The 26,527-nt window shown below is 67.0% G+C and carries 28 protein-coding genes and 1 tRNA gene; 20 read left to right on the plus strand and 9 right to left on the minus strand.

The window, feature by feature from the left end:
* Positions 1-131 precede the first annotated feature (131 nt).
* The 16 genes from KW843_RS08640 (at position 132) to KW843_RS08715 (ending at position 15,680) form a co-directional block, all read left to right on the plus strand.
* On the plus strand, positions 132-1,097 hold the full coding sequence (locus tag KW843_RS08640) for an ABC transporter substrate-binding protein (protein ID WP_218294729.1): 966 nt from the start codon (positions 132-134) through the stop codon (positions 1,095-1,097).
* 35 nt (positions 1,098-1,132) lie between these two features.
* Positions 1,133-1,969: an ABC transporter permease gene (locus tag KW843_RS08645; protein WP_218294730.1), complete on the plus strand. Its 837-nt coding sequence runs from the start codon at positions 1,133-1,135 to the stop codon at positions 1,967-1,969.
* A complete protein-coding gene (locus KW843_RS08650) occupies positions 1,966-2,745 on the plus strand; it encodes an ABC transporter ATP-binding protein (protein WP_218294731.1) in 780 nt (259 codons plus the stop codon). Before KW843_RS08645 ends, KW843_RS08650 begins: the two co-directional genes overlap by 4 nt.
* A gap of 13 nt (positions 2,746-2,758) precedes the next feature.
* The gene (gene hutC / locus KW843_RS08655; RefSeq protein ID WP_218294732.1) at positions 2,759-3,580 is read left to right on the plus strand and encodes a histidine utilization repressor; all 822 of its coding nucleotides are present in this window, start codon (positions 2,759-2,761) and stop codon (positions 3,578-3,580) included.
* 63 nt (positions 3,581-3,643) lie between these two features.
* Positions 3,644-5,185, plus strand: coding sequence for a histidine ammonia-lyase (gene hutH / locus KW843_RS08660; protein ID WP_218294733.1), 1,542 nt, complete (start codon positions 3,644-3,646; stop codon positions 5,183-5,185).
* A gap of 52 nt (positions 5,186-5,237) precedes the next feature.
* Positions 5,238-6,962 carry a urocanate hydratase gene (gene hutU, locus KW843_RS08665; RefSeq protein ID WP_218294734.1) on the plus strand — a complete coding sequence of 575 codons (1,725 nt, stop codon included), beginning with the start codon at positions 5,238-5,240 and terminating at the stop codon, positions 6,960-6,962.
* A 109-nt stretch (positions 6,963-7,071) separates the two neighbouring features.
* Positions 7,072-7,818 carry an IclR family transcriptional regulator gene (locus KW843_RS08670; protein WP_255594645.1) on the plus strand — a complete coding sequence of 249 codons (747 nt, stop codon included), beginning with the start codon at positions 7,072-7,074 and terminating at the stop codon, positions 7,816-7,818.
* Positions 7,819-7,849: 31 nt separating this feature from the next.
* Complete coding sequence (locus KW843_RS08675) at positions 7,850-8,599, plus strand: transporter substrate-binding domain-containing protein (protein WP_218294736.1); 750 nt, start codon at positions 7,850-7,852, stop codon at positions 8,597-8,599.
* A 29-nt stretch (positions 8,600-8,628) separates the two neighbouring features.
* Positions 8,629-9,297: an amino acid ABC transporter permease gene (locus KW843_RS08680; RefSeq protein WP_218294737.1), complete on the plus strand. Its 669-nt coding sequence runs from the start codon at positions 8,629-8,631 to the stop codon at positions 9,295-9,297.
* Positions 9,294-10,088 carry an amino acid ABC transporter ATP-binding protein gene (locus tag KW843_RS08685; protein ID WP_255594646.1) on the plus strand — a complete coding sequence of 265 codons (795 nt, stop codon included), beginning with the start codon at positions 9,294-9,296 and terminating at the stop codon, positions 10,086-10,088. The genes KW843_RS08680 and KW843_RS08685 overlap by 4 nt, the downstream gene beginning before the upstream one ends.
* A 55-nt stretch (positions 10,089-10,143) precedes the next feature.
* On the plus strand, positions 10,144-11,013 hold the full coding sequence (locus tag KW843_RS08690; protein ID WP_218294738.1) for a phytanoyl-CoA dioxygenase family protein: 870 nt from the start codon (positions 10,144-10,146) through the stop codon (positions 11,011-11,013).
* Between the two features lie 17 nt (positions 11,014-11,030).
* Positions 11,031-11,648 (plus strand): HutD family protein, encoded by a 618-nt coding sequence (locus tag KW843_RS08695; RefSeq protein ID WP_218294739.1) that lies wholly within the window; start codon positions 11,031-11,033, stop codon positions 11,646-11,648.
* A gap of 90 nt (positions 11,649-11,738) precedes the next feature.
* Positions 11,739-13,037, plus strand: coding sequence for an imidazolonepropionase (hutI, locus tag KW843_RS08700; RefSeq protein ID WP_218295300.1), 1,299 nt, complete (start codon positions 11,739-11,741; stop codon positions 13,035-13,037).
* Positions 13,027-14,424 carry a formimidoylglutamate deiminase gene (locus tag KW843_RS08705; protein ID WP_218294740.1) on the plus strand — a complete coding sequence of 466 codons (1,398 nt, stop codon included), beginning with the start codon at positions 13,027-13,029 and terminating at the stop codon, positions 14,422-14,424. Before hutI ends, KW843_RS08705 begins: the two co-directional genes overlap by 11 nt.
* Before the next feature lie 30 nt (positions 14,425-14,454).
* Positions 14,455-15,276 (plus strand): N-formylglutamate deformylase, encoded by an 822-nt coding sequence (hutG, locus tag KW843_RS08710; RefSeq protein WP_218294741.1) that lies wholly within the window; start codon positions 14,455-14,457, stop codon positions 15,274-15,276.
* A gap of 194 nt (positions 15,277-15,470) precedes the next feature.
* Complete coding sequence (locus KW843_RS08715) at positions 15,471-15,680, plus strand: hypothetical protein (protein WP_218294742.1); 210 nt, start codon at positions 15,471-15,473, stop codon at positions 15,678-15,680.
* Positions 15,681-15,719: 39 nt separating this feature from the next.
* On the opposite strand, the gene asd is transcribed toward KW843_RS08715, so the two are convergent.
* The 7 genes from asd to KW843_RS08750 form a co-directional block, all read right to left on the minus strand.
* Positions 15,720-16,571: an archaetidylserine decarboxylase gene (gene asd / locus KW843_RS08720; RefSeq protein WP_218294743.1), complete on the minus strand. Its 852-nt coding sequence runs from the start codon at positions 16,569-16,571 to the stop codon at positions 15,720-15,722.
* Positions 16,572-16,635: 64 nt separating this feature from the next.
* Positions 16,636-17,349, minus strand: coding sequence for an ABC transporter ATP-binding protein (locus tag KW843_RS08725; protein ID WP_218294744.1), 714 nt, complete (start codon positions 17,347-17,349; stop codon positions 16,636-16,638).
* A 1-nt stretch (position 17,350) separates the two neighbouring features.
* Positions 17,351-18,127, minus strand: coding sequence for an ABC transporter ATP-binding protein (locus tag KW843_RS08730; protein WP_218294745.1), 777 nt, complete (start codon positions 18,125-18,127; stop codon positions 17,351-17,353).
* Positions 18,117-19,121 (minus strand): branched-chain amino acid ABC transporter permease, encoded by a 1,005-nt coding sequence (locus KW843_RS08735; protein WP_218294746.1) that lies wholly within the window; start codon positions 19,119-19,121, stop codon positions 18,117-18,119. Before KW843_RS08735 ends, KW843_RS08730 begins: the two co-directional genes overlap by 11 nt.
* A gap of 64 nt (positions 19,122-19,185) precedes the next feature.
* Positions 19,186-20,049, minus strand: a complete 864-nt coding sequence (locus KW843_RS08740; protein ID WP_218294747.1) for a branched-chain amino acid ABC transporter permease — start codon at positions 20,047-20,049, stop codon at positions 19,186-19,188.
* An 18-nt stretch (positions 20,050-20,067) separates the two neighbouring features.
* Positions 20,068-20,709, minus strand: coding sequence for a LysE family translocator (locus tag KW843_RS08745; RefSeq protein ID WP_218294748.1), 642 nt, complete (start codon positions 20,707-20,709; stop codon positions 20,068-20,070).
* Between the two features lie 155 nt (positions 20,710-20,864).
* The gene (locus KW843_RS08750; protein WP_218294749.1) at positions 20,865-22,052 is read right to left on the minus strand and encodes an ABC transporter substrate-binding protein; all 1,188 of its coding nucleotides are present in this window, start codon (positions 22,050-22,052) and stop codon (positions 20,865-20,867) included.
* A 295-nt stretch (positions 22,053-22,347) separates the two neighbouring features.
* On the opposite strand from KW843_RS08750, the gene KW843_RS08755 reads away from it, so the two are divergent.
* The 4 genes from KW843_RS08755 (at position 22,348) to KW843_RS08770 (ending at position 25,267) form a co-directional block, all read left to right on the plus strand.
* Positions 22,348-23,559 (plus strand): HPP family protein, encoded by a 1,212-nt coding sequence (locus tag KW843_RS08755; protein ID WP_255594691.1) that lies wholly within the window; start codon positions 22,348-22,350, stop codon positions 23,557-23,559.
* A 224-nt stretch (positions 23,560-23,783) separates the two neighbouring features.
* Positions 23,784-24,035 carry a translation initiation factor IF-1 gene (gene infA / locus KW843_RS08760; protein WP_218294751.1) on the plus strand — a complete coding sequence of 84 codons (252 nt, stop codon included), beginning with the start codon at positions 23,784-23,786 and terminating at the stop codon, positions 24,033-24,035.
* 172 nt (positions 24,036-24,207) lie between these two features.
* Positions 24,208-24,284 (plus strand) — tRNA-Pro (locus tag KW843_RS08765).
* Positions 24,285-24,469: 185 nt separating this feature from the next.
* Entirely contained in the window at positions 24,470-25,267 is a 798-nt protein-coding gene (locus KW843_RS08770) for a DUF1624 domain-containing protein (RefSeq protein ID WP_218294752.1), read from the plus strand.
* A 143-nt stretch (positions 25,268-25,410) separates the two neighbouring features.
* Here KW843_RS08770 and KW843_RS08775 read toward each other — a convergent pair whose 3' ends face one another.
* Together KW843_RS08775 and KW843_RS08780 are read right to left on the minus strand one after the other, a co-directional pair.
* Positions 25,411-26,196 carry a peptidylprolyl isomerase gene (locus tag KW843_RS08775; protein ID WP_218294753.1) on the minus strand — a complete coding sequence of 262 codons (786 nt, stop codon included), beginning with the start codon at positions 26,194-26,196 and terminating at the stop codon, positions 25,411-25,413.
* Positions 26,197-26,263: 67 nt separating this feature from the next.
* Positions 26,264-26,524, minus strand: a complete 261-nt coding sequence (locus tag KW843_RS08780) for a BolA family transcriptional regulator (RefSeq protein ID WP_218294754.1) — start codon at positions 26,522-26,524, stop codon at positions 26,264-26,266.
* Between the last annotated feature and the right edge of the window lie 3 nt (positions 26,525-26,527).

Consider the following 26,527-nt stretch of genomic DNA (forward strand, 5'->3'; position numbering starts at 1 on the left):
GCCCCTTTTGGGGACTCTTTAGCGTTTACCCTGTATATACAGGTATGCTGCGGCTGTCATCATGGCGGCTGGAATGCGGGTGCGACCCGGCCGGGATGGGCTAAGGTACTTTCTTCAAACAGGAGCAGATGATGACTCGATCGGTTGTGAAATGGACGTCGCTGGCAGCGGCAACGGCATGCGTGATGGCCCTGGCCGCCCCGGCCCAGGCGCAGGAAACCAAGATTGTGCTGGGCATGTCCGGCTGGACGGGTTTCGCGCCGCTCACCCTGGCCGACAAGGCGGGCATCTTCAAGAAGAACGGCCTGGATGTGGAGATCAAGATGATCCCGCAGAAGGACCGCCACCTGGCCCTGGCCTCCAAGTCCATCCAGTGCGCCGCCACCACCGTCGAGACGCATGTGGCCTGGAACGCCAACGGCGTGCCCATCGTGCAGATCTTCCAGATGGACAAGTCCTACGGCGCCGACGGCATCGCGGTGCGGGGCGACATCAAGGGCTTTGCCGACTTGAAGGGCAAGACCATCGGCGTGGATGCTCCCGGCACCGCCCCGTACTTCGGCCTGGCCTGGATGCTCAGCAAGAACGGCATGAGCCTCAAGGACGTGAAGACCACCACGCTGTCGCCCCAGGCGGCCGCGCAGGCCTTCGTGGCCGGCCAGAACGATGCCGCCATGACGTACGAGCCCTATCTTTCCACCGTGCGCGACAACCCTGCCGCCGGCAAGATCCTGGCCACCACGCTCGACTACCCCATGGTGATGGACACCGTCGGCTGCGACCCCACCTGGCTCAAGGCCAACGGCAAGGCCGCGCAGGCCCTGGCCAATTCGTACTTCCAGGCGCTCGACATGATCAAGGCCGACCCCACCAAGTCCAACGAGATCATGGGCGCGGCCGTCAAGCAGACGGGCGAGCAGTTCGCCAAGTCGTCGTCCTTCCTGCGCTGGCAGGACAAGGCCGCCAACCAGAAGTTCTTCGCGGGCGAGCTGACCACGTTCATGAAGGATGCCACCGGCATCCTGCTGGAGGCCGGCATCATCCGCAAGGCGCCTGAAGATCTGGCCGCCACCTTCGACGCGAGCTTCATCAAGTAACAACTGAGTTTTCCCGAGCCAAAGAAGAGCGCGCCATGTCTGCAGTGCAACCCCTGTCCGTTACCGAGTCCCACGCTCCCGTGCGCCGGCGCTCGCTGGCTCCCCTGGAGCCCGTGAGCAGCCGTGCCCGCTGGATGCTGGGGCTGGCCTTCTTCGTCGTGTTCGTGGCGGTGTGGGCGTTCTTCACGCTGGGCGGCTTCGTGTCGCCCACCTTCCTGGCCAGCCCCATCACCATGGCCAAGGAAGGCTGGCTGCTGTTCACCGAATACGGCTTCATCAAGGACATCGGCATGACCATCTGGCGCGTGGTCGGTGGCTTTGTGCTGGCCTCAGTGATCGCCGTGCCCCTGGGCATTGCCATGGGCGCCTACAAGGGCATCGAGGCGTTCTTCGAGCCCTTCGTCTCGTTCTGCCGCTACCTGCCCGCGTCGGCCTTCATTCCGCTGCTCATCCTGTGGGCCGGCATTGGCGAGACGCAGAAAATCCTGGTCATCTTCATCGGCTCGGTCTTCCAGATCACGCTGATGGTGGCCGTGACCGTGGGGGGCGCCCGGCGCGACCTCGTGGAGGCCGCCTACACGCTGGGCGCCGGCCACAAGGGCATCGTGACGCGCGTGCTCATCCCGGGCGCTGCGCCCGAGATCGCCGAGACCCTGCGCCTGGTGCTGGGCTGGGCCTGGACCTACGTGATCGTGGCCGAGCTGATCGGTTCTTCGAGCGGTATCGGCCACATGATCACCGACAGCCAGTCGCTGCTCAATACCGGCCAGATCATCTTCGGCATCATCATCATCGGCCTCATCGGACTGGTGTCCGACTTCGCCTTCAAGGCGCTCAACCACCGTCTGTTTGCCTGGAGTTTTGTGCGATGAGCCGCGTATCCATCCAAGCCGTTTCGCGCGTCTTCGAGACCGCCAAGGGCCAGCGCACGCAGGCGCTGCAGCCGGTCGACTTCGAAGTGCAGGACAACGATTTCGTCACCATCCTCGGCCCCTCGGGCTGCGGCAAGTCCACGCTGCTGCGCATCGTGGCGGGGCTGGACCACGCCACCAGCGGCCGCGTGCTGCTCGACGGCGCGCCCGTGGAAGGCCCGGGCGCCGAGCGCGGCATGGTGTTCCAGAGCTACACGCTGTTCCCCTGGCTCACCATCGAGCAGAACATCCGCTTCGGCCTGCGCGAGCGCGGCATGCCCGAAGCCCAGCAGAAGGAACGCGCCGCGTACTTCATCGCCAAGGTGGGCCTGCGCGGCTTCGAGCAGCACTTTCCCAAGCAGCTGTCGGGCGGCATGCAGCAGCGCACCGCGATTGCGCGTGCGCTGGCCAACGACCCCAAGATCCTGCTGATGGACGAGCCCTTCGGCGCGCTCGACAACCAGACCCGCGTGCTCATGCAGGAGCTGCTGCTGAGCATCTGGGAGGCCGAGCGCAAGACCGTGCTTTTCGTCACCCACGACATCGACGAGGCCATCTTCATGGCCAACCGCGTGGCCGTGTTCAGCGCGCGGCCCGGCCGCATCAAGACCGAGCTGGCGGTGGACCTGCCGCACCCGCGCCATTACACGATCAAGACCAGCCCCGAGTTCATGGACCTCAAGGCGCGCCTGACGGAAGAGATCCGCGCCGAATCCATGGCGGCCGACCTGCACTGAACGCCTTGGTCCCATGAGCGCCCGTCCTTCCCGCCGTCCCGCAGCAGCTGCCCCGCGCAGCGCGCCGCTTGCCGCTCCAGCCAGGGCGGTGGCGGCCGTGGCGGCGCCCGCGCAGGCGATGGCGCTGTACGAGCAGATCAAGGACCATATCTCGCGCAAGATCCAGGAAGGCATCTGGCGCGCGGGCGACCGACTGCCGTCCGAGAACGAGCTGGTCACCCAGTTCGGCATCTCGCGCATGACGGTGAACCGCGCGCTGCGCGAACTGGTGGAGCAGGGCCGCATCGTGCGCGTGGCCGGCGTGGGCAGCTTCGTGGCGGAAGACAAGCCACAGTCCACGTTGCTGCAGATCGCCAACCTCGCGAGCGAAATCCGCCAGCGGGGGCACGACTACCGCTGCGACGTGCTGGCCGTGGAGCGCATCTCGGCCACGCTCGAAGTGGCGGCAGCGCTGGACCTGCGCACGGGGGAGTCGGTGTTCCACTCGCTGTGCGTCCACCGCGAGGACGGCCTGCCCGTGCAGCTGGAAGACCGCCACGTGAATCCGCGCCAGGTGCCCCAGTTCGCCGCGCAGGACTTCACGCTGCTGCAGCCCTCCGAATACCTGGTGCGCAACGTGCCGTTCGACCAGATCGAGCACGTGGTCGATGCCGTCATGCCCACCGCCGAGCAGGCCACGCTGCTGGAGATGTCGCCGCAGGAGCCCTGCCTGCTGCTCACCCGCCGCACCTGGTCGCGCGGGATTCCCATCACCGTGGTGCGTTGTTTGCACCCCGCTACCCGCTACCGCCTGGGCAGCCGCTTTAGAGCCGACGGCAACCCGGTCGCTGGTTGAACGCTTGCCTGAAGAGCACGATTTTTTCCGCTTGTACCTACTTGTATATACAGGATCAACGCCATGACAAAAACCACCGCTTCCTCCCTGATCTTGCACCCCGGCCGGGTTACGCTGGCTGAATTGCGCAGCATCCACGCCGCGCCCGTGCAGCTGTCGCTGGACCCGTCCGCGCGTGCCCTCATGCAGGCGTCGCTGGCCACGGTGCAGCGCATCGTGGATGAAGACCAGGTGGTCTACGGCATCAACACCGGCTTCGGCAAGCTCGCCAGCACCAAGATCGCCCACGAGCGCCTCGCCGAGCTGCAGCGCAACCTGGTGCTGTCGCACAGCGTGGGCACGGGCGATGCGCTGCCCGATCCCGTGGTGCGCCTCATCCTGGCCACCAAGGCCATCAGCCTGGCGCGTGGGCATTCGGGCATCCGTCCCGAGATCGTGGATGCGCTGCTGGCCATGGCCAACGCCAACGTGCTGCCCGTGATTCCGGCCAAGGGTTCGGTGGGCGCGTCGGGCGACCTGGCGCCGCTGGCCCACCTGGCCTGCGTGTTGATCGGCGAAGGGCAGGCCAAGGTCGATGGCACGGTGGTGTCTGGGGCCGAGGCCATGCGCTCCATCGGCCTTGCGCCGTTCGTGCTGGGCCCCAAGGAAGGGCTGGCGCTGCTCAACGGCACGCAGGTATCCACCTCGCTCGCGCTGGCGGGGCTGTTCGGCGCGGAGAGCGTTTTCGCCGCCGCGCTGGTCGCAGGCTGCCTGTCGCTCGAGGCCATCAAGGGCTCGGTCAAGCCGTTTGACGCACGCATCCACGAGGCGCGCGGCCAGGCGGGGCAGATCGCCGTGGCGGCCGCCGTGCGCGCATTGCTGGATGGCAGCGCCATCGACCCTTCGCATCCCCACTGCGGCCGCGTGCAGGACCCGTACTCCATCCGCTGCGTGCCGCAGGTGATGGGCGCGTGCCTCGATAACCTGCACCACGCCGCGCGCGTGCTGGCCATCGAGGCGAACGCCGCGTCCGACAACCCCCTGGTATTCGACAACGGTGACGTGATCTCGGGCGGCAACTTCCACGCCGAGCCCGTGGCCTTCGTGGCGGACATCATCGCGCTGGCCGTGGCCGAGATCGGGGCCATCTCCGAGCGCCGACTGTCGCTGCTGCTCGACCCCGGCCTGTCGGGCCTGCCGGCCTTCCTGATCCGCGACAGCGGCGTGAACTCGGGCTTCATGATCGCCCAGGTCACCGCCGCCGCGCTGGCGGCCGAGAACCAGTGCCTGGCCAACCCCAGCAGCGTGACCAGCCTGCCCACGTCGGCCAACCAGGAAGACCACGTTTCCATGGCCACCTACGGCGCACGCCGCCTGGGCGACATGGTGCGCAATGCGGCGGTGATGGTGGGCATCGAGGCCATGGCCGCCGCGCAGGGCATGGAGTTCGACCGCAGCCTGAAATCTTCTGTGCTCATCGAAGACCAGTTCGCTGCCATCCGCCAGCGCGTGGCCTACCTGGAGCAAGACCGCTTCCTGGCCACCGACATCGAATCCATGCGCGAATGGGCCTCGGAGACGCCATGGCCCGCGCCGCTGCTGCAGTGCCTGCCCAGCCATTCCTGATTTTTTCCTTTCTTTCTCTCTTTGCCACGCCACCCATTCACAGGAGCCCACCATGAACGCCAACGACGCCATCATTGCAGCCGCTTCCAACACCGATCCCCGCCACGACGCCAGCCGCGTGATCCGTGCGCCGCGCGGCAGCCAGCTCACCTGCAAGAGCTGGCTCACCGAAGCCGCCTACCGCATGATCCAGAACAACCTGGACGCCGAAGTCGCCGAGCGCCCGCAGGACCTGGTGGTGTACGGCGGCATCGGCCGCGCCGCGCGCAACTGGGAGTGCTATGACCAGATCCTCGCCTCGCTCAAGGACCTGAACGACGACGAAACCCTGCTCATCCAGTCCGGCAAGCCGGTGGGCGTGTTCAAGACCCATGCCAACGCACCCCGCGTGCTGCTGGCCAACTCCAACCTGGTCCCCAAGTGGGCCAACTGGGAGCACTTCAGCGAGCTGGACCAGAAGGGCCTGTTCATGTACGGCCAGATGACCGCCGGCAGCTGGATCTACATCGGCACGCAAGGCATCGTGCAGGGCACGTACGAGACCTTTGCCGAAGCCGGCCGCAAGCACTATGGCGGCTCGCTCGAGGGCAGGTGGATCCTGACCGCGGGCCTGGGCGGCATGGGCGGCGCGCAGCCGCTGGCCGCCACCTTCGCGGGCGCGGTGTCGCTCAACATCGAATGCCAGCAAAGCAGCATCGACTTTCGCCTGCGCACGCGCTATGTGGACAAGCAGGCGCGCGACATCGACCATGCGATCGAACTTATTCAGCAGCACACGGCGGCCAGGGAGGCCATCTCCATCGCTCTGCTGGGCAATGCGGCCGACGTGCTGCCTGAACTGGTGAAGCGCGCCCAGGCGGGTGGGTTGAAGCCCGACCTCGTCACCGACCAGACCTCCGCCCACGACCTCGTCAACGGCTACCTGCCCAGCGGCTGGACGGTGGAGCAATGGCGCGCGGCGCAGCAGGATGTGGCGCAGCACGAAGTCCTGAAGAAGGCCGCAGCCCGCTCCTGCGCGGTGCACGTGCAGGCCATGCTCGACTTCCAGGCCATGGGCATTCCCACGGTGGACTACGGCAACAACATCCGCCAGGTGGCGTTCGACGAGGGCGTGAAAAACGCCTTCGACTTTCCCGGCTTTGTGCCCGCCTATATCCGCCCCCTGTTCTGCGAAGGCAAGGGCCCGTTCCGCTGGGTGGCGCTGTCGGGTGACCCGGAAGACATCCGCAAGACCGACGCCAAGATCAAAGAGCTGTTCCCGGAGAACAAGCATGTGCACCGCTGGCTCGACATGGCGGGCGAGCGCATCGCCTTCCAGGGCCTGCCCGCGCGCATCTGCTGGCTGGGCCTGGGCGAGCGCCACATCGCGGGCCTGGCCTTCAACGAGATGGTGAAGAGCGGTGAGCTGAAGGCGCCCATCGTGATCGGCCGCGACCACCTCGATACCGGCAGCGTGGCCAGTCCCAACCGCGAGACCGAAGGCATGAAGGATGGCACCGACGCCGTGAGCGACTGGCCGCTGCTCAACGCACTGCTCAACACCTCGGGCGGTGCCACCTGGGTCAGCCTGCACCACGGCGGCGGCGTGGGCATGGGCTATTCGCAGCACTCGGGCATGGTCATCGTGGCCGATGGCACCGATGCGGCGGCCGAGCGCCTGGCGCGCGTGCTGGTCAATGACTGCGGCAGCGGCGTGATGCGCCATGCCGACGCAGGCTACGAACTGGCCGTGGAAACGGCGAAGAAGCAGGGCCTGAACCTGCCCATGGTGAAGTGAAACAGCGTCGGCAAGGAGGTGTGACAGGGATGTGAAAAAAGGGAACGGCATTCCCATTCGGTGGGAATGCTGGGTTTGAATGCCGCTGCAATCCTTTGATACTGAGTCCATGCCCACCCGTGGACCGACCTCCGTTGCCGCCGCCGACCGTGTTCTGCACGTGCTGGCGGTGCTGGCGCAGCATGGCCAGCCCATGTCGGCCGCCGAGCTGATGGAGGCCACGGGCCTGGCGCGCAGCACGCTGTACCGGCAACTCGCGCGGCTCAAGCTGTGGGGCTTCGTACTGGAGAGCAGCGGGCACTACGCGCCCGGGCCGCTGAGCCTGCAACTGGCCCTGGGCTTTGACATGGCGTCGCACCTGGTGCACCACGCGCGGCCGGACATGCAGGCCCTGGCCCGGCAGTCCCACGAAAGCGTGGGGCTGGTGGTGGCCGTCAACGACAGCGTGGTATGCCTGGACATGGTGGACAGCACGCAGGCCCTGCGCTGCTCGTTCGAAAAGGGGCGCAGCGTACCGCTGCGCGCCGGCGCCTCCGCCAAGTGCCTGCTGGCCCATGTGGCCCCGGCCACGCGCAATGCCATTCTGGACCTGCACTACGGCGCGGGCACCACCGAGCGCCAGGCGGCGCTGGCCGAGCTGGAAGGCATTGCCAAGGCGGGCTACGCCGTCAGCTCCGGCGAGGTGGATGCCGGTGTCTGGGGCGTCAGCGTGCCCGTGTTCGGCTCTCCCCGGCAGGCCGCGGGGGCCATCACCCTGATGGCCCCGATCTTGCGAGCCCAGGGGCAGGAGGCCGCGCTCACCGGCATGGCCGTCATCGCCGCCGCGCGCATCTCCCGCCAGCTCACTTCTCCCTGATTTCCCTCACCCCTCCCCAGGAGCTTTCCCCATGAACCTTCGTCGCAACCTTCTTCTGGCCAGCCTGGCCGCCGCCGCCTTTTGCACCACGGGTGCGCAGGCCCAGGACAACGTCCTGCGTGTGGGCACCGATGCCACGTTCCCGCCCATGGAGTTCGTCGAGAACGGCAAACGCACGGGCTTTGACGTCGAGCTGGTGGAAGCGATCGCTAAGGCCATGGGCAAGCAGGTCGAATGGGTGGACATCGACTTCAAGGGCCTGATCCCCGGCCTGATCTCCAAGCGCTTCGACATGGCGGTATCGGCCATCTACATCACCGACGAGCGCAAGAAGGTGGTGGACTTCACCGACTCCTACTACGCCGGCGGCCTGGTGGTGATGGTGAAGGCCGACAACAAGACCATCCACAAGCTGGCCGACCTGGACGGCAAGAAGGTCAGCGTGCAGGTGGGCACCAAGTCGGTGGCGTACCTGACCGAGAAATTCCCCAAGGTGCAGCGCGTTGAGGTCGAGAAGAACCAGGAGATGTTCAACCTGGTGGACATCGGCCGCGCTGATGCTGCCGTGACCGGCAAGCCCGCCGCGTTCCAGTATGTGCGCACCCGCCCGGGCCTGCGCGTGCTCGACGAGCAGCTCACCACGGAAGAGTACGGTATGGCCCTGCGCAAGGACACGCCCGAGCTGACGAAGGCCGTCAACGGTGCCATCACCAAGCTCAAGGCCGATGGCACCTATGCTGCCATTGTCAAGAAGTGGTTCAGCAACAGCGCTGCCAAGTAAACCGCAGCCACACGTTGCCGAACTGAGCCATGGAACTCGATTTTTCTCCTGTCTGGGCCGGGTTGCCCCAGTTGCTGGCGGGTGCGCTGGTCACTGTGGAAATCACGGCTGCCTCGCTGCTGCTGGGCTGCGTCATGGGCCTGCTGGTGGGCATTGGCCGCCTGAACCCCAAGCGCCGCGTGGTCTACGCCCTGTGCACCGCCTACGTGGCCGCGATACGCGGCACGCCGCTGCTGGTGCAGCTGTTCATCCTGTTCTTTGGCCTGCCTCAGTTCGGCATCCTGCTGCCCGCTTTTGTGTGCGGCGTGATCGGCCTGGGCATCTACTCGGGCGCCTATGTGTCCGAGGTGGTGCGCGGCGCCATCCAGTCCATTGACAAGGGGCAGATGGAGGCGGCGCGTTCCATTGGCATGTCGTCGGGCCTGGCCATGCGCACCGTGGTGCTGCCACAGGCCGTGGTGCGCATGATTCCGCCACTGGGCAATGAGTTCATCGCGCTGATCAAGAACTCGGCGCTGGTGTCGCTGCTCACCATCCACGACCTGATGCACGAGGGGCAGAAGATCATCAGCGTGTCGTACCGTTCGCTGGAGGTGTACCTGGCGATCGCGGTGGTGTATTTCATTCTGACCGGGGCCACCACGCTGGTGCTGCGCCGCATGGAACTGCGCCTGCGCGCCGGAGGGATGGTGCAATGAAGACAACGTCTGCAGTGACCGGCGCGAACCCGGCTTCCGAGCCCATCGTGCGCATTCGCAGCCTGCGCAAGTCGTTTGGCAGCCATGTGGTGCTCAGTGGCATCGACTTCGACGTGTTCCCATCGCAGGTGGTGGTGGTCATCGGGCCCAGCGGCTCGGGCAAGAGCACCTTCCTGCGCTGCTGCAACGGCCTGGAGCAGCCCGAGGGCGGCACGGTCGAGATCTGCGGCCGCACGCTGGTGCAGGAAGGCCGCATGCTGCCCGACCATGACCTCAACGCGCTGCGCGAGGAGGTCGGCATGGTGTTCCAGTCGTTCAACCTGTTCCCGCACCTGTCGGTGCTCGACAACGTGACGCTGGGCCCACGCAAGCTGCGCGGCCTCTCGCGCAAGGAGGCCGACGAGCGTGCCCAGGCCCTGCTGGCCAAGGTGGGGCTGGCGCACAAGGCGTCGGCCATGCCCGCCAGCCTGTCCGGCGGGCAAAAGCAGCGTGTGGCCATTGCCCGTGCACTGGCCATGGAGCCGCGCGTGATGCTGTTCGACGAACCCACCTCGGCGCTCGATCCGGAGCTGGTGGGCGAGGTGCTGCAGGTCATGAAGCTGCTGGCCAGCGAAGGCATGACCATGATGGTCGTCACCCACGAGATGGACTTCGCGCGCGAGGTGGGCGACGTGGTCGTCGTCATGGACGGCGGTGGCATCATCGAGGCCGGCGCCCCCGCCACCATCTTCACCAACCCCACGCAGGAGCGCACGCGCTCCTTCCTGCAGGCCGTGCTCACCCGCGCCTGAGGCGCTGCGCGGCGCTGTGCACGGTTGCCGTCAACCCCAGAGGAGGAAACCCCCGATGTCCCCGCTTTCACCCGTGATGCAGCAGCGCCTGCAAGAGCGCCTGACCCAGGACGACATTGCCCGCTTCGACCGCGACGGCGCGCTGTGCATCAAGCAGCTGCTCACGCCCGGGGAGGTGGCGTTGCTGCGCGAAGGCATCGACGCCAACCTGGCCGCGCCCAGCCCGCGCGCCAAGGTGGCCAGCCGCCCCGATGACCCGGGCCGTTTCTTCGAGGACTTCTGCAACTGGCAGGACATCCCGCAGTTCGGCCGCTTCGTGCGCGAGACGCCGCTGGCTCTGGCCGCGCAGCGCCTCATGCAGTCGCGCACCGTGCGGCTGTACCACGACCATGTGCTGGTGAAGGAGCCCGGCACGCGCCAGCGCACTCCGTGGCACCAGGACCAGCCGTACTACAACATTGAAGGCCTGCAGAACATCAGCATGTGGATTCCGGTCGATCCGGTGTCGCGCGCGGCCACGCTTGAATTCGTGGCCGGTTCGCACAAGGGGCCCTGGCTCATGCCGCGCACCTTCATGGACAACCAGGCCAAGTGGTTCCCTGAAGGCAGCCTGCAGGACCTGCCCGATGTCGAGGCCCGCCGCGAGGCTTTCCCCATCGTCGGCTGGGAGATCGAGCCCGGCGATGTGGTGTGCTTTCACATGCTCACCCTGCACGCCGCGGGCGGGGTGGAGGGCGTGAACCGCCGGCGCGTGTTTTCGGTGCGCTTTCTGGGCGACGACATCCGCCACGCCCCCCGGCCCTGGAAGACCTCGCCCGAGTTTGCGGGCCTGACCGACGTGCTGCCCGCCGGAGCCGAGATGGACCACCCGCTGTTTCCGCTGCTGGTGGCCGAAGCGGTGCAAGCCGGGGAGGGTGCGCGATGAGCGGGGCACCGATGGGGATGCCAGTCTTCTTTGACCTTGCCGCCACCCCCGCCACGCCCTGGAAGAATGGCGGCGGCAGCACGCAGGAACTCGCCTGCTGGCCGCCGGGAGCGGACATGAACGCCTTCGAGTGGCGGGTCAGCCTGGCCACGGTCGACCGGCCCGGCCCGTTCTCGGTCTTTCCGGGCATCGACCGCCAGATCATGCTGCTGGGAGGCGACGGCCTGCACCTGCGCGGCCCGGGCTGGGAGCACGGGCTGGACCAGCGCTGGCAGCCGTTCGCCTTCCCAGGGGACGACGCCGTGGACGGCGCCATGCTGGGCGGCACCTCGAAGGACTTCAATCTCATGCTGCGCCGGGGCGCCTGGCACGGTGCCCTGCAGGTGGCAGGCGAGGCGCGGGCGCCTGCGGGCGTGCACGCCGGCCTGTGCATGGTGCTGCAGGGTGGCTGGCGATGGGTGCCGGGAGAGCAGGGCGGCGAGCCCCGCGTGCTGCACGCAGGGCAGGGCTTCTGGTGGGTGCAGGAGGGTGTTGCCTTGCAGGGGCGCCTGGAGCCCGCCCATGGCGGCAGTGCGGCGGATGCGCCGGCGCTGGCCTGGATCGCGCTGGAGCGTGGTTCCAGCACAGAATTTTGATAAAAATGGCCTCTGGCGCTTGCTGAATAAGCGCTGGAAGCTATTGTTTGCATAGCAATTGATACCATGAACCTTCCGGCAGACAAGCAGATGCAGCAGGCGCGGCCCGGTGGCCCGGCCGGCGAGAGCGCCGAGGGCGTGTGGGTGAATCTGAAGCCCGTGGCCGGACTCGTGGCGGCCGATGTGCCCGTGCCCGAGGGCGAACCCACCTGCGTGGTGGTGCAGGACGGCCGCATGGCCTGGATCGGGCCCGAGGCGCACCTGCCGCCGGCCTTCCATCCCCTGCGCCGCTGGGATGGGCAGGGCGCGCTGGCCACGCCCGGTCTCGTAGACTGCCACACCCACCTGGTCTACGGCGGCCAGCGCGCCAACGAGTTCGCGATGCGGCTGGCGGGTGCCACGTACGAAGAAGTGGCCAGGGCGGGTGGCGGCATCGTGTCGTCGGTGAAGGCCACGCGCGGGGCGTCGGAAGACGAGCTCTTTGCCCTGGCCGCTCCGCGCCTCTCGGCCCTGCTGGACGAGGGCGTGTGCGCCATCGAGATCAAGTCCGGCTATGGGCTGGCCCTCGCGCACGAGCGCAAGCAGCTGCGCGTGGCCCGCCGCCTGGGCGAGGCATTCGGCGTGACGGTGCGCACCACCTTTCTGGGCGCGCACGCGCTGCCGCCCGAATACGCAGGGCGCAGCCAGGACTACACCGACCTCGTCTGCAACGAGATGCTGCCCGCGCTGGCGGCAGAAGGCCTGGTGGATGCGGTGGATGTGTTCTGCGAACGCATCGCCTTCACGCTGGCCGAGACCGAGCAGGTGTTCCAGGCCGCGCAAAAACTGGGCATCCCGGTCAAGCTGCATGCCGAGCAGCTCTCGGACATGGGCGGCGCGGCCCTGGCCGCGCGCTACGGCGCGCTGTCGTGCGACCACATCGAACACCTGTCGCAGGACGGCATCGCCGCCATGAAGGCCGCGGGCACCGTGGCCGTGCTGCTGCCGGGTGCCTACTACACGCTGCGCGACACGCACCTGCCGCCCATTGCGCAGCTGCGCGAGGCCGGCGTGCCCATGGCGGTGTCCACCGACCACAACCCCGGCACCTCGCCCGCGCTCAGCCTGCTGCTCATGGCCAACATGGCGTGCACGCTGTTCCGCCTGACGGTGCCCGAGGCCCTGGCCGGCATCACCACACACGCCGCGCGCGCGCTGGGCTTGCAAGATTCCCACGGCCTGATCGCATCAGGCAGGCCCGCCAATTTTGTGCTGTGGCCGCTGGGCGATGCGGCCGAGCTGGCCTATTGGTACGGCCACAAGCCCGCTTGCACCGTCGTGCGGCAGGGGCAGGTGGTGGCCGATGGCATGGGCATCCAAACACAGCAGGGGGCCCGCCATGGCGCTTGACGCTTCACACAGCCTTTTTGCGGCCGATGCGCTGCTGCCCACCGGCTGGGCGCGCAATGTGCTGGTGCAGTGGGATGGGGCAGGGCGCATCACCGGCGTGGCCTCCGATGCTGCGGTGCCAGCAGGCACGCCGGTGGCTGCTGGCCCGGTGATCCCCGGCATGCCCAACCTGCATTCGCACGCCTTCCAGCGCGCGTTTGCCGGGCTCACCGAGTACCGGGCAGAAAGCCAGGACAGCTTCTGGAGCTGGCGCAACCTCATGTACCGCTTTGCCGCCCGCATCACGCCCGAATCGCTGGAGGCCATCGCCACCTGGCTGTATGTGGAGATGCTGGAGGCGGGCTACACCTCGGTGTGCGAGTTCCACTACGTGCACCACGACCAGGGTGGCACACCCTATGCCGACGACGCCACGCTGTCGCTGGCCCTGCTGCGCGCCGCCCGCAACGCGGGCATGGGCATCACGCTGCTGCCGGTGCTCTACCAGACCAGCGGCTTTGGCGCCAAGCCACCACGGGCCGACCAGGCCCGGTTCATCCGCAGCACCGGCAATATGCTCTCTTTATTGGAGCGCCTGGCGCCCGCTGCACGGGCGCAGGGGGCCGTTCTGGGCCTGGCCCCGCACTCGCTGCGTGCCGTGCCGCCCGAGAGCCTGACCGCCGCCGTGCAGGGCCTCGCCGCCCTCGATCCCCACGCACCCATCCACATCCACATCGCCGAGCAGACGCAGGAGGTGGACGACTGCATCGCCTGGAGCGGCCAGCGCCCCGTGCGGTGGCTGCTCGACCACGCCCCGGTGGACGAACGCTGGTGCCTGGTGCACGCCACCCACATGACGCCCGATGAATACGCCGGCGCCGCGCGCAGCGGCGCCGTCGCTGGCATCTGCCCCACCACCGAAGCGAACCTGGGCGACGGCATCTTCGACATGCCGCTGTGGCTGCAGCAGGGTGGGCGCTGGGGCGTGGGCTCGGACAGCCATGCCTGTGTGAATGCGGCCGAAGAGCTGTTGATGCTGGAGTACAGCCAGCGCCTGTCACGCCGGCAGCGCAATGTGCTGGCCTCCGCCGCGCAGCCCGAGGTCGCAACCGCCATGACCTTGCAGGCCGTGGCTGGCGGGGCGCAGGCTGCGGGGCGGGCCGTTGGCGGCATCGCGGTGGGCCAGCAGGCCGACATGGTGGTGCTGGACGCGCAGCATGTGGCGCTGCGCGATCTGCCTGCGCACAGCATGCTCTCGGCCCATGTGTTTGGCAGCCACCGGACCTCGGCCATCGGCAGCCTCTGGGTGGCGGGCGTGCGCCGCGTGTCCGGAGGCCGGCATGTACTCCATGAATCGGCGGCCCGGGCCTTTGTGGCAGCCCGGTCGGCCACCATCGCGCCGGATTGAGGCTGTCTTTGTTTTATTTCTGAACCCACCATGACCGACACCGCACCATCTCCGTTTGTCTTTCACCAAGGCACCCAGCCGCTGCTGATCTCCATGCCCCACGCGGGAACCTACGTGCCGCCCGCGCTGGCCGCGCGGTTTACCGAAGAGGCCCGCCAGGTGCCCGATACCGACTGGCACATGGACCGGCTGTACGGTTTTGCGCGCGACATGGGCGCTTCCATCCTGGTGGCCACGCACTCGCGCTACGTGGTGGACCTGAACCGTCCGCCCGACGGTGCGAGCCTCTACCCCGGCCAGAGCGTCACCGGCCTGTGCCCGGTCGATACCTTTGACGACACGCCCATCTACGCCCAGGGCGACGTGCCGGGCGAAGCCGAAGTCGCCGCGCGCCGCGATGCCGTCTGGGCGCCGTACCACGCGCAACTGCGCGCCGAGCTCGATCGCATCCACGCCCGGCATGGCGTGGCCGTGCTGTGGGACGCGCATTCGATCCGCTCGGTGCTCCCGCGCTTCTTCGAAGGCAAGCTGCCGGACCTGAACCTGGGCACGGCCAACGGCGAAAGCTGCGATCCCGCACTGGCCCGGGAGCTGCTGGCCATCGCGGAGGCCGCGGGCGGCTACACGGCGGTGCTCAACGGCCGCTTCAAGGGGGGGCACATCACGCGCCACTATGGCCAGCCGGGGCAGGGCGTGCATGCCGTGCAGCTGGAGATGACGCAGTGCAGCTACATGCAGGAATCCTTGCCGTTCGACTACCTGCCCGACGTGGCGCAGCGCGTGCAGCCGCACCTCGAACGCATGCTGCGGGCCGCGCTGGCATTCGCGCACGCGCGCCAGGCTCCGCGCTGATCCACGGGTCCGCAGGGGCCCCAACGGTGCGGCGGTGTGCCCCTCTGCTCGAATTCTTGTAGCGGCATGGGCCAGGGTGGCGGGGGTTCGGTGCTAGTATGGCTGCAGCGATGGTTCGGAATCGCCCGGCGGGCGCCCCCTGTTTTCACCACCCTGTGCCCGGTCAGCCAATGCGGAAGGAGCCGCACCCCCTCATGGATCCAGCGGCCTACTACTACATGCCCCTTTTCAAGCCCGGAGCCTCCGTGCAATGGGGACAGCAGCGCGAGACGGTCAGCCACGTGGTGGTGCGCCGCAACGCGATGATGATCTACCTGGTGGGGCACGATGCGCCGGTGCACCCCGATGCCCTTCGGGTGGAGCCCACGGCCTTCCACCTCACGCGCGTTCCCGACCGGTTCTGACGCGGCGCCCGGCGCGCCGCCACCGCGGGCTGACGAACCTCAGCGTGCGCCGAACTGCGCCATCGCCTCGCCCAGCTGGATGGGCCGGGCGGGCGCCCACTGCGGGTTGAACTGCAGCGGGCCCTGGGGAAACAGCATCACCACGGTCGAACCCAGCAGGAAGCGCCCCATTTCCTCGCCCTGCCGCAGGCTCACCTGTCCCTGGGCATAGTCCCATTGGCGCGGCGTGCCCGGACGCGGTGGATTCACCTGCCCATGCCATACCGTGGCCATGCTGCCGACGATGGTGGCCCCCACCAGCACCAGCACGAACGGCCCCTGCGCCGATTCAAAGAAGCACACCACACGCTCGTTGCGGGCAAACAGCCCGGGCACGCCGCGCGCCGTGGTGGGGTTCACCGAAAACAGGTCGCCAGGCACATGCACCATGCGCGTGAGCTCGCCCGCGCAGGGCATGTGGATGCGGTGGTAGTCGCGCGGGCTCAGGTACAGCGTGGCGAAGTGGCCGTTGTCAAACCGCGCCGCGGCGGCGGCATCGCCGCCCACCAGCGCGGTGGTGGAGTAGGTGTGGCCCTTGGCCTGGAAGATCTGGTCCTTGGCGATGGGGCCGAACTGGCTGATGGCGCCGTCCACGGGGCAGACCAGATCGGCCTGCGCCAGCGGGCGGGCACCAGGCTTCAACGCACGCGTGAAGAAGTCGTTGAACGATGCGTAGCTGGCGATGTCAGGGTTGGCCGCCTCGGCCATGTTGACGTTGTAGCGGGCCACGAAGCGGCGGATCACCGAGGTCGTGAGGCCACCCAGCCGGGCCGACGCAAATTTGCCGGCCAGGGTGGTCAGGGCCTGCTTGGGCATGAGGTATTGCGGCAGGACTGCCAGGCGATCAGACACGGGTGGGGCCCCTTCAGGAGGAAAGCGGATGATTCTATCGGCGCGGGCTGCCGCCACCGGGGCTTCATACCCCCAGGTACTGCTCCAGCAGCTGCGGCTGCGCATGCAGGGCGTCGGAGCTGCCCTCGAACACCACCTGGCCCTTGACCAGGATGACGTTGCGGTCGGTGATCTGCGTGACGTGTTTCCAGTTCTTGTCCACGATCACGCTGCTGATGCCGCTGTCCTTGATGAGGCTGCAGATGCGCCAGATCTCGCGCGCGATGAGCGGCGCCAGGCCTTCCGTGGCCTCGTCGAGAATGAGCACGTCGGGGTTGGTCATGAGCGCCCGGCCGATGGTCAGCATCTGCTGCTCGCCGCCGCTGAGCTGCTGGCCGCCGTGGCCCAGGCGCTCCTTCAGGCGGGGGAAGGTCTCCAGCACGCGTTCGTAAGTCCAGTCCCGCTGGCCCCGGGTTCCCGCGCGCGCGGCCATCTGCAGGTTCTCGACCACGCTGAGGTTGCCGAAGATGCCGCGCCCCTCGGGCACGTAGGCCACGCCCAGGCGCGACACTTCGAAGGGCGGGCGGCCGGTCATGTCGCGGCCCGCGACGGTCACCGAGCCGGAGCGGGGCTTGACCAGGCCCATCAGCGACTTGAGCAGCGTGCTCTTGCCCATGCCGTTGCGGCCCATGAGGCCGATGGTCTCGCCCTGGCCGACGGCGAAGTCCACGCCGTGCAGGATGTGGCTGGGACCATAGAAGGTGTGGATGCCGCGCGCATCAATCCAGGGAGTCGCCATGTCAGTGATCCTCCCCCAGGTATGCGGCTTGCACCGTGGCATCGGCACGCACCTCGGGGGGCGTTCCGTGGGCGATGACTTCGCCGTTGACCATCACGGTAAGGTGGTCGGCCAGCGCGAACACGGCATCCATGTCGTGCTCCACCAGCATGATGGCGTGGGCGGGCTTGAGGCGCTGCAGCAGCTCGACCATGCGTTCGGCCTCGGCCACGCCCATGCCGGCCAGGGGCTCGTCGAGCAGCAGCACCCGCGGCTCGGTGGCCAGGGTCATTGCGATTTCGAGCTGGCGCTGCTCGCCGTGGCTCATGGCGCCTGCAATCGCCATGCGCCTGTCCTTCAAGCCAGAAAGCTCGATGGCGCTTTCCAGGCGGGCGTGGGTAGCTCTGTTTTTGATAGTGTTGGCGCGCGTGTCCTGCCACCAGCGCAGCGGATTCCAGGGCTGCTGCGCATCGCGCGACTGGGCGGCCAGGCGCACATTTTCGTGCACCGTGAGCGGCAAGAAGATGTTGGTCTTCTGGTAGCTGCGGCCCAGGCCCTGGCGCGAGATGCGCTCGGGGGCCCACCCGGTCACCTCGGTGCCGCCAATCTGCACCATCCCGGAGGTGGGCGCCAGATCGCCCGAGAGCAGGTTGGTCAGCGTGGACTTGCCCGCGCCGTTGGGGCCGATCACGGCATGGATGCGGCCACGCCACAGGTCCAGCGACACTCCGTTGACGGCGGCCAGGCCGCCGAACCGCTTGGTGAGCTGGCGGGCCGAGAGCAGGGTTTCATCGGCCATGGTGCGGACCCTCCTCCTGCGCCCTGGCGGCCCGGCGCTGCCCCAGCATGCCCAGCAGCCCGCGCGGCGCGGCCACCACCACCAGCACGATGAAGCTGCCCATCAGCAGCTGCCAGTGCTTGGTGATGTCCTTGAACACGTGCAGCAGGTACTCGAACGCGAAGGCGCCCACGATAGCGCCCGCGAAGTTGCCCATGCCGCCCAGGATGATCATCATGATGGCGTGGGCACTCATGTGAAAGCCCATCAGCTCCGGGTTCACATAGCCCGTCTGCGCGCCCCACAGGTAGCCCGCCAGCCCCGCGAGCGCACCCGCCACGGTGAAGGCGGTGAGCTTGTAGCCGCGCGTGCCAAAGCCCATGGCGCGCATGCGGTGCTCGTTGATGCGGATGCCCGAAAGCGCGCGGCCCAGCGGACTCCAGAGCAGGCGGCGCAGCAGCACATAGACGATGACCACCAGGGCGAGGGTGAAGTAGTAGAAGGTCTTGCGGCCTTCCAGGTCGAACGGCAGCCAGCCGAAGATGGAGGCGTCGGGCCGGAAGTTGATGTACAGGCCATCCGAGCCGCCCAGGACCTTGTTGTCGAAGAACAGATAGAACACCATCTGCGCGAACGCCATGGTGACCATGATGAAGTAGATGCCGTGCGTGCGCACCACGAAAAAGCCGATGAACAGCGCCACCAGCCCCGCGCCGGCCACGGCCAGCGGCAGCGACCACCACAGGCTCACCGGCATGTCGGCGGGCGTGAGGAACGCTAGCGCGTAGCCCGCCACGCCAAAGTAGGCGGCATGGCCCAGCGACACCAGGCCGGTCACGCCCTGCAGCAGGTCCAGGCTCATGGCGAAGATGGCCATGATCATCATGCGCGTGACCATCTGCACGTAGAAGTCGCTGCCGACGACCGGGAACAGCAGCAGCGCAGCCAGCCCCAGTGCCAGGGCGAATTGCACGCTGCGCGGCAGCACCTCGATGTTGGCGCGGGGCGTGCTCATGCGCTGCCGCCGGGCCGCCCCGGGGCGGGCAGCGAAATACACGAAGTGATGAACGTGGGGGGCATCATTGCTTGAAAAGACCTTCAGGTTTCCACAGCAGCACGGCCGCCATCAGCATATAGACCAGCATCCCGGCCATGGAGGGCAAGAGCACCTTGCCGAACGTATCGACAAAGCCCACCAGCAGCGCCGCGATGAGTGCGCCGCGCACGGAACCGATGCCGCCGATCACCACCACCACGAAGCACATGATGAGCACCGAGGAGCCCATGTTGGGATAGACGCTGGACACCGGCGCGGCCACCATGCCCGCGACAGCGGCCAGCCCCACGCCGAGGGCGAACACGATGGCATGGATGAGCTTGATGTTCACGCCCAGCGATTCGGCCATGTCGCGGTTGAACGCGCCGGCGCGGATCTTCATGCCCAGCCGGGTCCTGGAGATCAGCAGGTACAGGGCCAGCGCCAGCGCGATGCAGACCCCGGAAATGAAGAGCCGGTACACAGGGTAGGAAAGGGTGTCGGTGAGCGGGATGGACCATTCCAGCACCGGCGGAATCGCCACGCCATGCACGTCGTCGCCCCAGAGGATGGAGCGCAGTTCCTCGAAGATGTAGATGAGGCCGAAGGTGAGCAGCACCTGGTCCAGGTGGTCGCGGTGGTAGAAGTGGCGAAACAGCAGCCACTCCAGGGCCAGGCCAAAGACCACGGCCAGCACCGTGCCGCCAAGGATGGCGAGCGTGAGGCTGCCGAAGTAGCCCGACAGCGAATAGCCCAGGTAGGCCCCCAGCATGTAGAAGCTTCCGTGCGCGAGGTTCACCACGCCCATGATCCCGAAGATCAAGGTGAGGCCCGCCGCCAGCATGAACAGCAGCAGCCCGTACTGCACGCTGTTGAGCAGCTGGATCAGGAAAGTGGCGAAGTCCATGGCGTGCTGGCGCAAGGGTCAGGCGGCGCGGCGCGTGGCCAGCAGGAGCGTGCCCATCAACGTGAACAGGCCGCCCGAGACGCGGTTGAACCAGCGCATGCGGGTGCCTGAACGCAGCACCGGTGCCAGGCGCGCCACGCCCAGGGCGCACAGCGTGAGCACCGTGAATTCAAAGGCCACAAAGGTGCTTGCCAGCACGGCGAACTGTGGCGCCCACGCCGCTGCCGGATCCAGAAACTGGGGAAAGAACGCGGTGAAGAACAGCAACGCCTTGGGGTTGCTGCCGCCCACGATCAACCCCTGGACGTAGAGCTTGCGCGCAAAGGCCGTGGCCTTGGACTGGTCGCCCTTCGCGGGCATGTGGTCGAACACCGTGGTCTGGCTGCGGAACGTCTTGATGCCAAGCCAGATCAGGTAGGCCGCGCCCGCGGCCTTGAGCACCCAGAATGCGGTTTCGGAGGCCGCCAGCAGCGCCCCCAGCCCCAGGGCGGACAGCAGCATCGTGCCCAGAACCGCTGTCACGCTGCCTGCCGCCGCGGCCAGGGCCTTGCGCGGGCCGTGCTGCAGGGAACTGGTCATGCACATGAGCATCGTCGGTCCGGGGGACAGGACCAGCAGGGCCACTGCGGCGAGGTAAAGCAGGTAGGTACTGAGCGACATGGAAAGAGGTTCGAGGAAGGTGGCCGCAAAGTCCGGGCGCACGGCAGACGGGCCTGCCTCCGGGCAGCCCCTTGGTGCATTGTGTCAAAGTCGCGGGTTGCCGCCACGGAAGGCGGGGCGCGCCTTGGGCGGGCCGTCCGCGGCGCGCGGGGGCTTCAGCCCATTCGGCATCCTGCGCCGCTGTCGGCCAGGGCCTTGGCGGCCACGCCGATCACCTTGTTTTCCTTGTTCTCCACGCGGCGCAGGTAGATGTCCTGCACCGGGTTGTGCGACTTGCTCATCGTCCACTTGCCGCGCGGGCTGTCGATGGTGGCGTTTTCCATGGCCTTGATGACGGCGGGCTTGGCAGACAGATCACCCTTCACGGCATTGGCGCCCTGCACCAGCAGCAGGCCCGTGTCGTAGCCCTGCACCGCGTAGACGTCGGGCTGGCTGCGGAACGCCTTGGCGTATTCCAGGCGGAACTGCTTGTTGCGCGGCGTGTCCAACGAATCGCTGTAGTGCATGGTGGTGATGATGCCGTCGGCCGCAGGGCCCGCGGCGTCCAGCACGCCTTCGGTCAGGAAGCCCGACCCGTACAGCGGAATCTTGTCCTTGAGGCCTGCCGCCGCGTAGTCCCGGATGAACTTGGCGGCGCCCCCGCCGGCGAAGAAACAGGCCACGGCATCGGGCTTGAGCGCGGCGATCTCGGTCAGCAACGCCTGGAACTCCACATTGGGGAAGGGCAGGCCCAGCTCCTTGACGATGGTGCCGCCCGCGGCGGTGTAGCTTTGCTTGAAGCCTTCGAAGGCCTCGTCGCCGGCCGCGTACTTCCAGGTGATCCAGACGGCCTTCTTGTGGCCCTTCTCGACCATGGCCTTGCCCAGGGCCAGCGTGGGCTGGGAATTGCTGAAGGAGGTTCGGAACACGTTGGGGGCGCACAGGGCGCGCGTGGCGGCATGCACGCCCGCGTTGGGGATGAGGTTGAGCACGCCGGTGTCGCGCGCCACCTTCTGGATGCCCATCTGCACGCCCGAGTGCACGGTGCCGATCAGCACGTCCACCTTGTCGCGCTGCACCAGCTTGCTGGCGTTTTCGACGCCCTTGCTGGGCTCGGACTCATCATCCACCTTGAACCACTCAATCTCGCGCCCGCCGAGCTTGCCGCCTTGCTGGTCGATGGCCAGGCGCACGCCGTTCTCGATGGCCACCCCCAATTGGGCGAAGGTGCCCGTGTAGGGCAGCATGAAACCCACCCGTACCTTGCCGCTTTGCGCACGCACGATGGAGGGCAGCAACAGGCCCGTGGATGCGGCGCCAACGAGGGCGGCGCTGCGGCTGATGACAAGGCGGCGGGTGGTCATGGAATGGAGCTCCTTTGTTTAGGCTTAAAGCAATTTACCCCAACGTCCCCTGCAGGAAACCTATGGCTTACCCGTACCGGGGACACAGCGATGGGGGCTTGGTGGGATGTCCGGGATCGCCTGGCATGAAGGCGGCAAAATAGGGGTTGTCCAGAACCTCCTTTCGAACGCCCGCGCCTCATGCCCCTCGTGACGGCGAGGGACTTCGCCCTGAAGCGGTTGCGTTGCCGCGAACCGCTGCTGCTGCTCCATGCCCCCATCTGACTCCGATCATTCCGTGTCTTCTTCTGCTGCCATGGAGGGGGCAAACGCATCTGCGTATGTCCGGACCCTGCGTTGGCTTCGCAATTTCTGGCCTGCGCCGCTGGGCATCGACGGGCGTGAACGCCTGCGTTTTATCGCCGGTGCCGTGATCGGGGTTCTCATCACGGCATTGCTCAGCCGGTGGTGGGCGGGCGATGCGGCCTCGGGCCCCTGGATGGTGGCGTCCCTGGGGGCCAGCGCCGTGCTGGTGTTCGGCATGCCGTCGAGTCCCCTGGCGCAGCCGTGGCCGGTGCTGGGCGGCAGCACGCTGTCGGCGCTGGTGGGGGCGCTGTGCTCGGCGGTGGTGCCTGACCCCGTGATATCCGGCGCCCTGGCCGTGGGACTGGCCATCGCGCTCATGGTGCCGCTGCGCTGCCTGCACCCGCCTGGCGGTGCCATGGCCCTGTATGTGGTGCTGACGGCGGGCGATGGCTTGCATCTGGCCGTGTTTCCCATCCTGTTCAATGTCGTGATCCTGCTGATCGCGGCCATGGTCTACAACGGTCTCACCGGGCGCCGGTATCCTCATCCACAGCGGGTGGCGCCCAGAACCCACGTCGCCAAAGGCGCGTTCACCGCCTCTGACGTGGACGCGGCGCTGGCCCACTACAACCAGGTGCTCGATGTCAGCCGGGCCGACCTGGAGGGGCTGCTCCATCTGGCGGGGCGTGCCGCGTTCCAGCGCACGCTGGGAGATGTGCGCTGTGCGGACATCATGTCCAAGCCTCCGTTCGCGGTGGAGGCGGGTGTCTCGCTCAAGGAGGCATGGACGTTGATGCGCAGCGAGCAGATCAAGGCGCTGCCCGTGGTCGATATGCAGCGGCAGGTCATCGGGATCGTGACCGTGGCGGATTTCATGCGGCTCGCCAACCTGGACCTGCATGAAGGCCTGGGCCAGCGCCTGCGTGCGCTGGTCATGGGCCGCAGCGGCCAGCCCACTGCGGTGGACCAGATCATGTCCCACCCGGTTCAGGTGGCCCGGACCGGGCAGCACGCCATGGACCTCGTTCCCCTGTTTTCGCAGGGGGGCCATCACCACATCCCCATCGTGGACGAAGAAGACCGCCTGGCGGGCGTCATCACCCAGACCGATCTGGTGCGGACCCTCGCCGTGGCCGTGCAGGGGCGCGCCGAAGATGGCATGTCTGCGCCGCCCCGGGCGCCTCGTGCGCAGGCGGCCCCGGCCGCCCAGGCAAGGCCGTAGGCAGATTGCTGCACATCGCGGTACAATCGACAGGCTTTGCACAGCGCTCTGCCTGTCCATTGACGCCGTCTCCCCCGGCCCTCTGCCTGATCTGCGCCCCGGGTGCAGCGACTCCCACCGCCCGCAATGCACCGTGTGTCGAGCACCGTCCCACGCGGTAGCTGCCGTGGCGGATGCACGAATCAGGCGCCGATCACAGAATATTTGTTTTGAAGAGATAGAACATGGCCAAAGAAGAACTCATTGAAATGCAAGGCTCCGTGACGGAAGTCTTGCCCGACTCGCGCTTTCGCGTCACGCTGGACAACGGTCACCAACTGATCGCATACACCGGCGGAAAGATGCGCAAGCACCACATCCGCATCCTGGCGGGTGACAAGGTATCCCTGGAAATGTCGCCCTATGACCTGACCAAGGGGCGCATCACCTTCCGCCATCTGGCCGGCCGTGGCCCTGGCCCTTCCAGCAACCGCTGATCCCCTGGGCTTGAGGTCCGCTGGTTTTCTTGCTGTTCCCGTGACCGCGCGCTGCTTCGCACGGGGTGTGATACCTGTCGGTGCCGGTCCCCATGAATTGCTTTCAGAAAAATCACAAAAAGCGGGCATCGAGCCAAAAACAGGCAAATTCCCGGGTTAGAATACGAGCTGTCGGAGCGTAGCGCAGCCTGGTAGCGCATCTGCTTTGGGAGCAGAGGGTCGCGAGTTCGAATCCCGCCGCTCCGACCAATGTTTGAAGGCCTTGCAGCACATGCTGCAGGGCCTTTTTTCTTGCCTGCTGGTTTTCCCGGTTCCTGGTTGCGGTTCCACGCGGCTGCCGCGGCGGCGTCGGATTTCCGTACCATCGGGGCTCGCCGTGGCGAGCTGCCATCCGCACCCCCGTCACCGCTCGCCGCCCCTTCGCCTGCAATGCAATGAACCGCGTGCCTTCCCCTTTACCTGCTTCGTTTTCCCATTCGTCGCCGCGCTATGACAGCGTGGATGCCCTGCGCGGCCTGGCGATGGTGTGGATGACGGTGTTTCATTTTTGCTTTGACCTGAGCCATCTGGGTTTCTGGCCCCAGGATTTCCGGGGCGATCCGGTCTGGACCCTGCAGCGCACGGCGATCGTGAGCCTGTTCCTGTTCTGTGCCGGCCTGGGGCAGGCCATTGCACTGCAGCAGGGGCAGGGGTGGCGACGGTTTGGGCGGCGATGGCTGCAGATCGCCGGTTGCGCGCTGCTGGTGTCCGCGGGGTCGTTCGTGATGTTCCCGCGCAGCTTTATCTATTTTGGCGTGCTCCACGGCATGGCGGTGATGCTGCTCATCGCCCGAGGCACGGCGGGCTGGGGGCGGTGGCTGTGGCTGGCAGGGCTGGTGGCGGTGGCGCTTCCGCCGCTGGCGCAGCAGCTTCTGACCAGCGCATGGTCCGAGGCCGCGCCGTGGTTCAACGGACGTGCCCTCAACTGGCTGGGCCTGGTTTCTCGCAAGCCGTTCACGGAGGACTACGTGCCGGTGCTGCCCTGGCTGGGCGTGCTCTGGTGGGGGCTGGCCGCTGGCCAATGGGCCATGGCGGCGGGGGCGCGGGCCGGGGGGGCGCCGTTTGCGCGGCTTCCGGGGGCTTTTCAGCCCCTGGCACTGCTGGGCCGGTGGAGCCTGAGCTACTACATGCTGCACCAGCCCGTGATGATCGGACTGCTGATGGCCGTGGCCTGGATGACGACGAAGGGCTAGCTGGCGCGCGGGGAGCAGGGGGGCGCTGATGCATGCGCTGCATGCGGCATCGACAGAAACGCCGCTGTGCCACCATGAAAAAACGCGGCCTGGGCCGCGTTCGTTTCGGGGGGCATCGCAGCAATGCGATGCGGCGGGACCCGTTACTCGACCTTGGCCTTCGCGCGCAGGTCTTCCTGGAACTTCGCCAGCTTTTGCTGTTGCAGCTGCTGTGCCACCTGGGGCTTCACTTCTTCCAGCTTGGGCAGTTCTGCCTGGCGCACATCATCCAGGCGGATGACGTGCCAGCCGAACTGGCTCTTCACGGGGGCGTCGGTCATCTTGCCCTTTTCGAGCTTGACCAGGGCTTCGGTGAATTCACTCACATAGCTGGAAGGGTTGGCCCAATCCAGGTCGCCGCCCTTGGCACCGGACCCTGGGTCCTTGGATTGCTTCTTGGCGATGTCTTCAAACTTGGCGCCCTTCTTGATGGAAGCGATGATGGCCTTGGCATCCGATTCCTTTTCCACCAGGATGTGGCTGGCCTTGTATTCCTTGCCGCTGTTGGCCGCGACGAACTTGTCGTACTCAGCCTGGATCTCGGCATCGGTCACCGGGTTCTTCTTCTGGTAGTCGGCGAACAGTTCGCGGATCAGGATGGTCTGGCGGGCCAGATCCATTTGCGCCTTGTAGTCCGCCGAGCCTTCCAGGCCGCGCTTTTGCGCTTCCTGCATGAAGATTTCGCGGGTGATGACTTCTTCCTTGATCTGGCCTTCGATGTCCGGTGTCACGGGGCGGCCCGAGCGCTCCACTTGCTGCTTGAGTGCCTCGACGCGCTCTTTCGGCACGGCCTTGCCGTTGACGATGGCGACATTCTGGGCGGAAACGGGCAGGGCCATCGTGCCCAGCACGGCGGCGGCCACGAGGCCGGACAGGAGCTGTTTCTTCATGCGGAATCCAAAAAATGAGAGGTTGTTTGCCAGCTGAGTTCCGGCAACTGGGGACATGGGGGCCGGTTCAGAGAACTTCAATGGCAAGGGCGTGAACCCCTTGGTCAATAAATTCTTGCAGCGCATCATACACAAGGCGGTGCTGCGCGACCCGGGCCTTGCCTGTAAACAAAGGTGACGAAATGCGGACCCGGAAATGGGTGCCGAAACCAGTGCCGTTGGCCCCCGCATGTCCCGCATGGGCGGCGCTTTCGTCGAGCACTTCCAGGGCCGTGGGCGTGAGCCGGTCCGCCAGGGCCTGGTGCATCTGCTGCGCGAGTGTGGTCATGGC

It is taken from the genome of Acidovorax sp. sif1233, from assembly GCF_019218755.1.
Classification (GTDB): Bacteria; Pseudomonadota; Gammaproteobacteria; order Burkholderiales; family Burkholderiaceae_C; genus Acidovorax.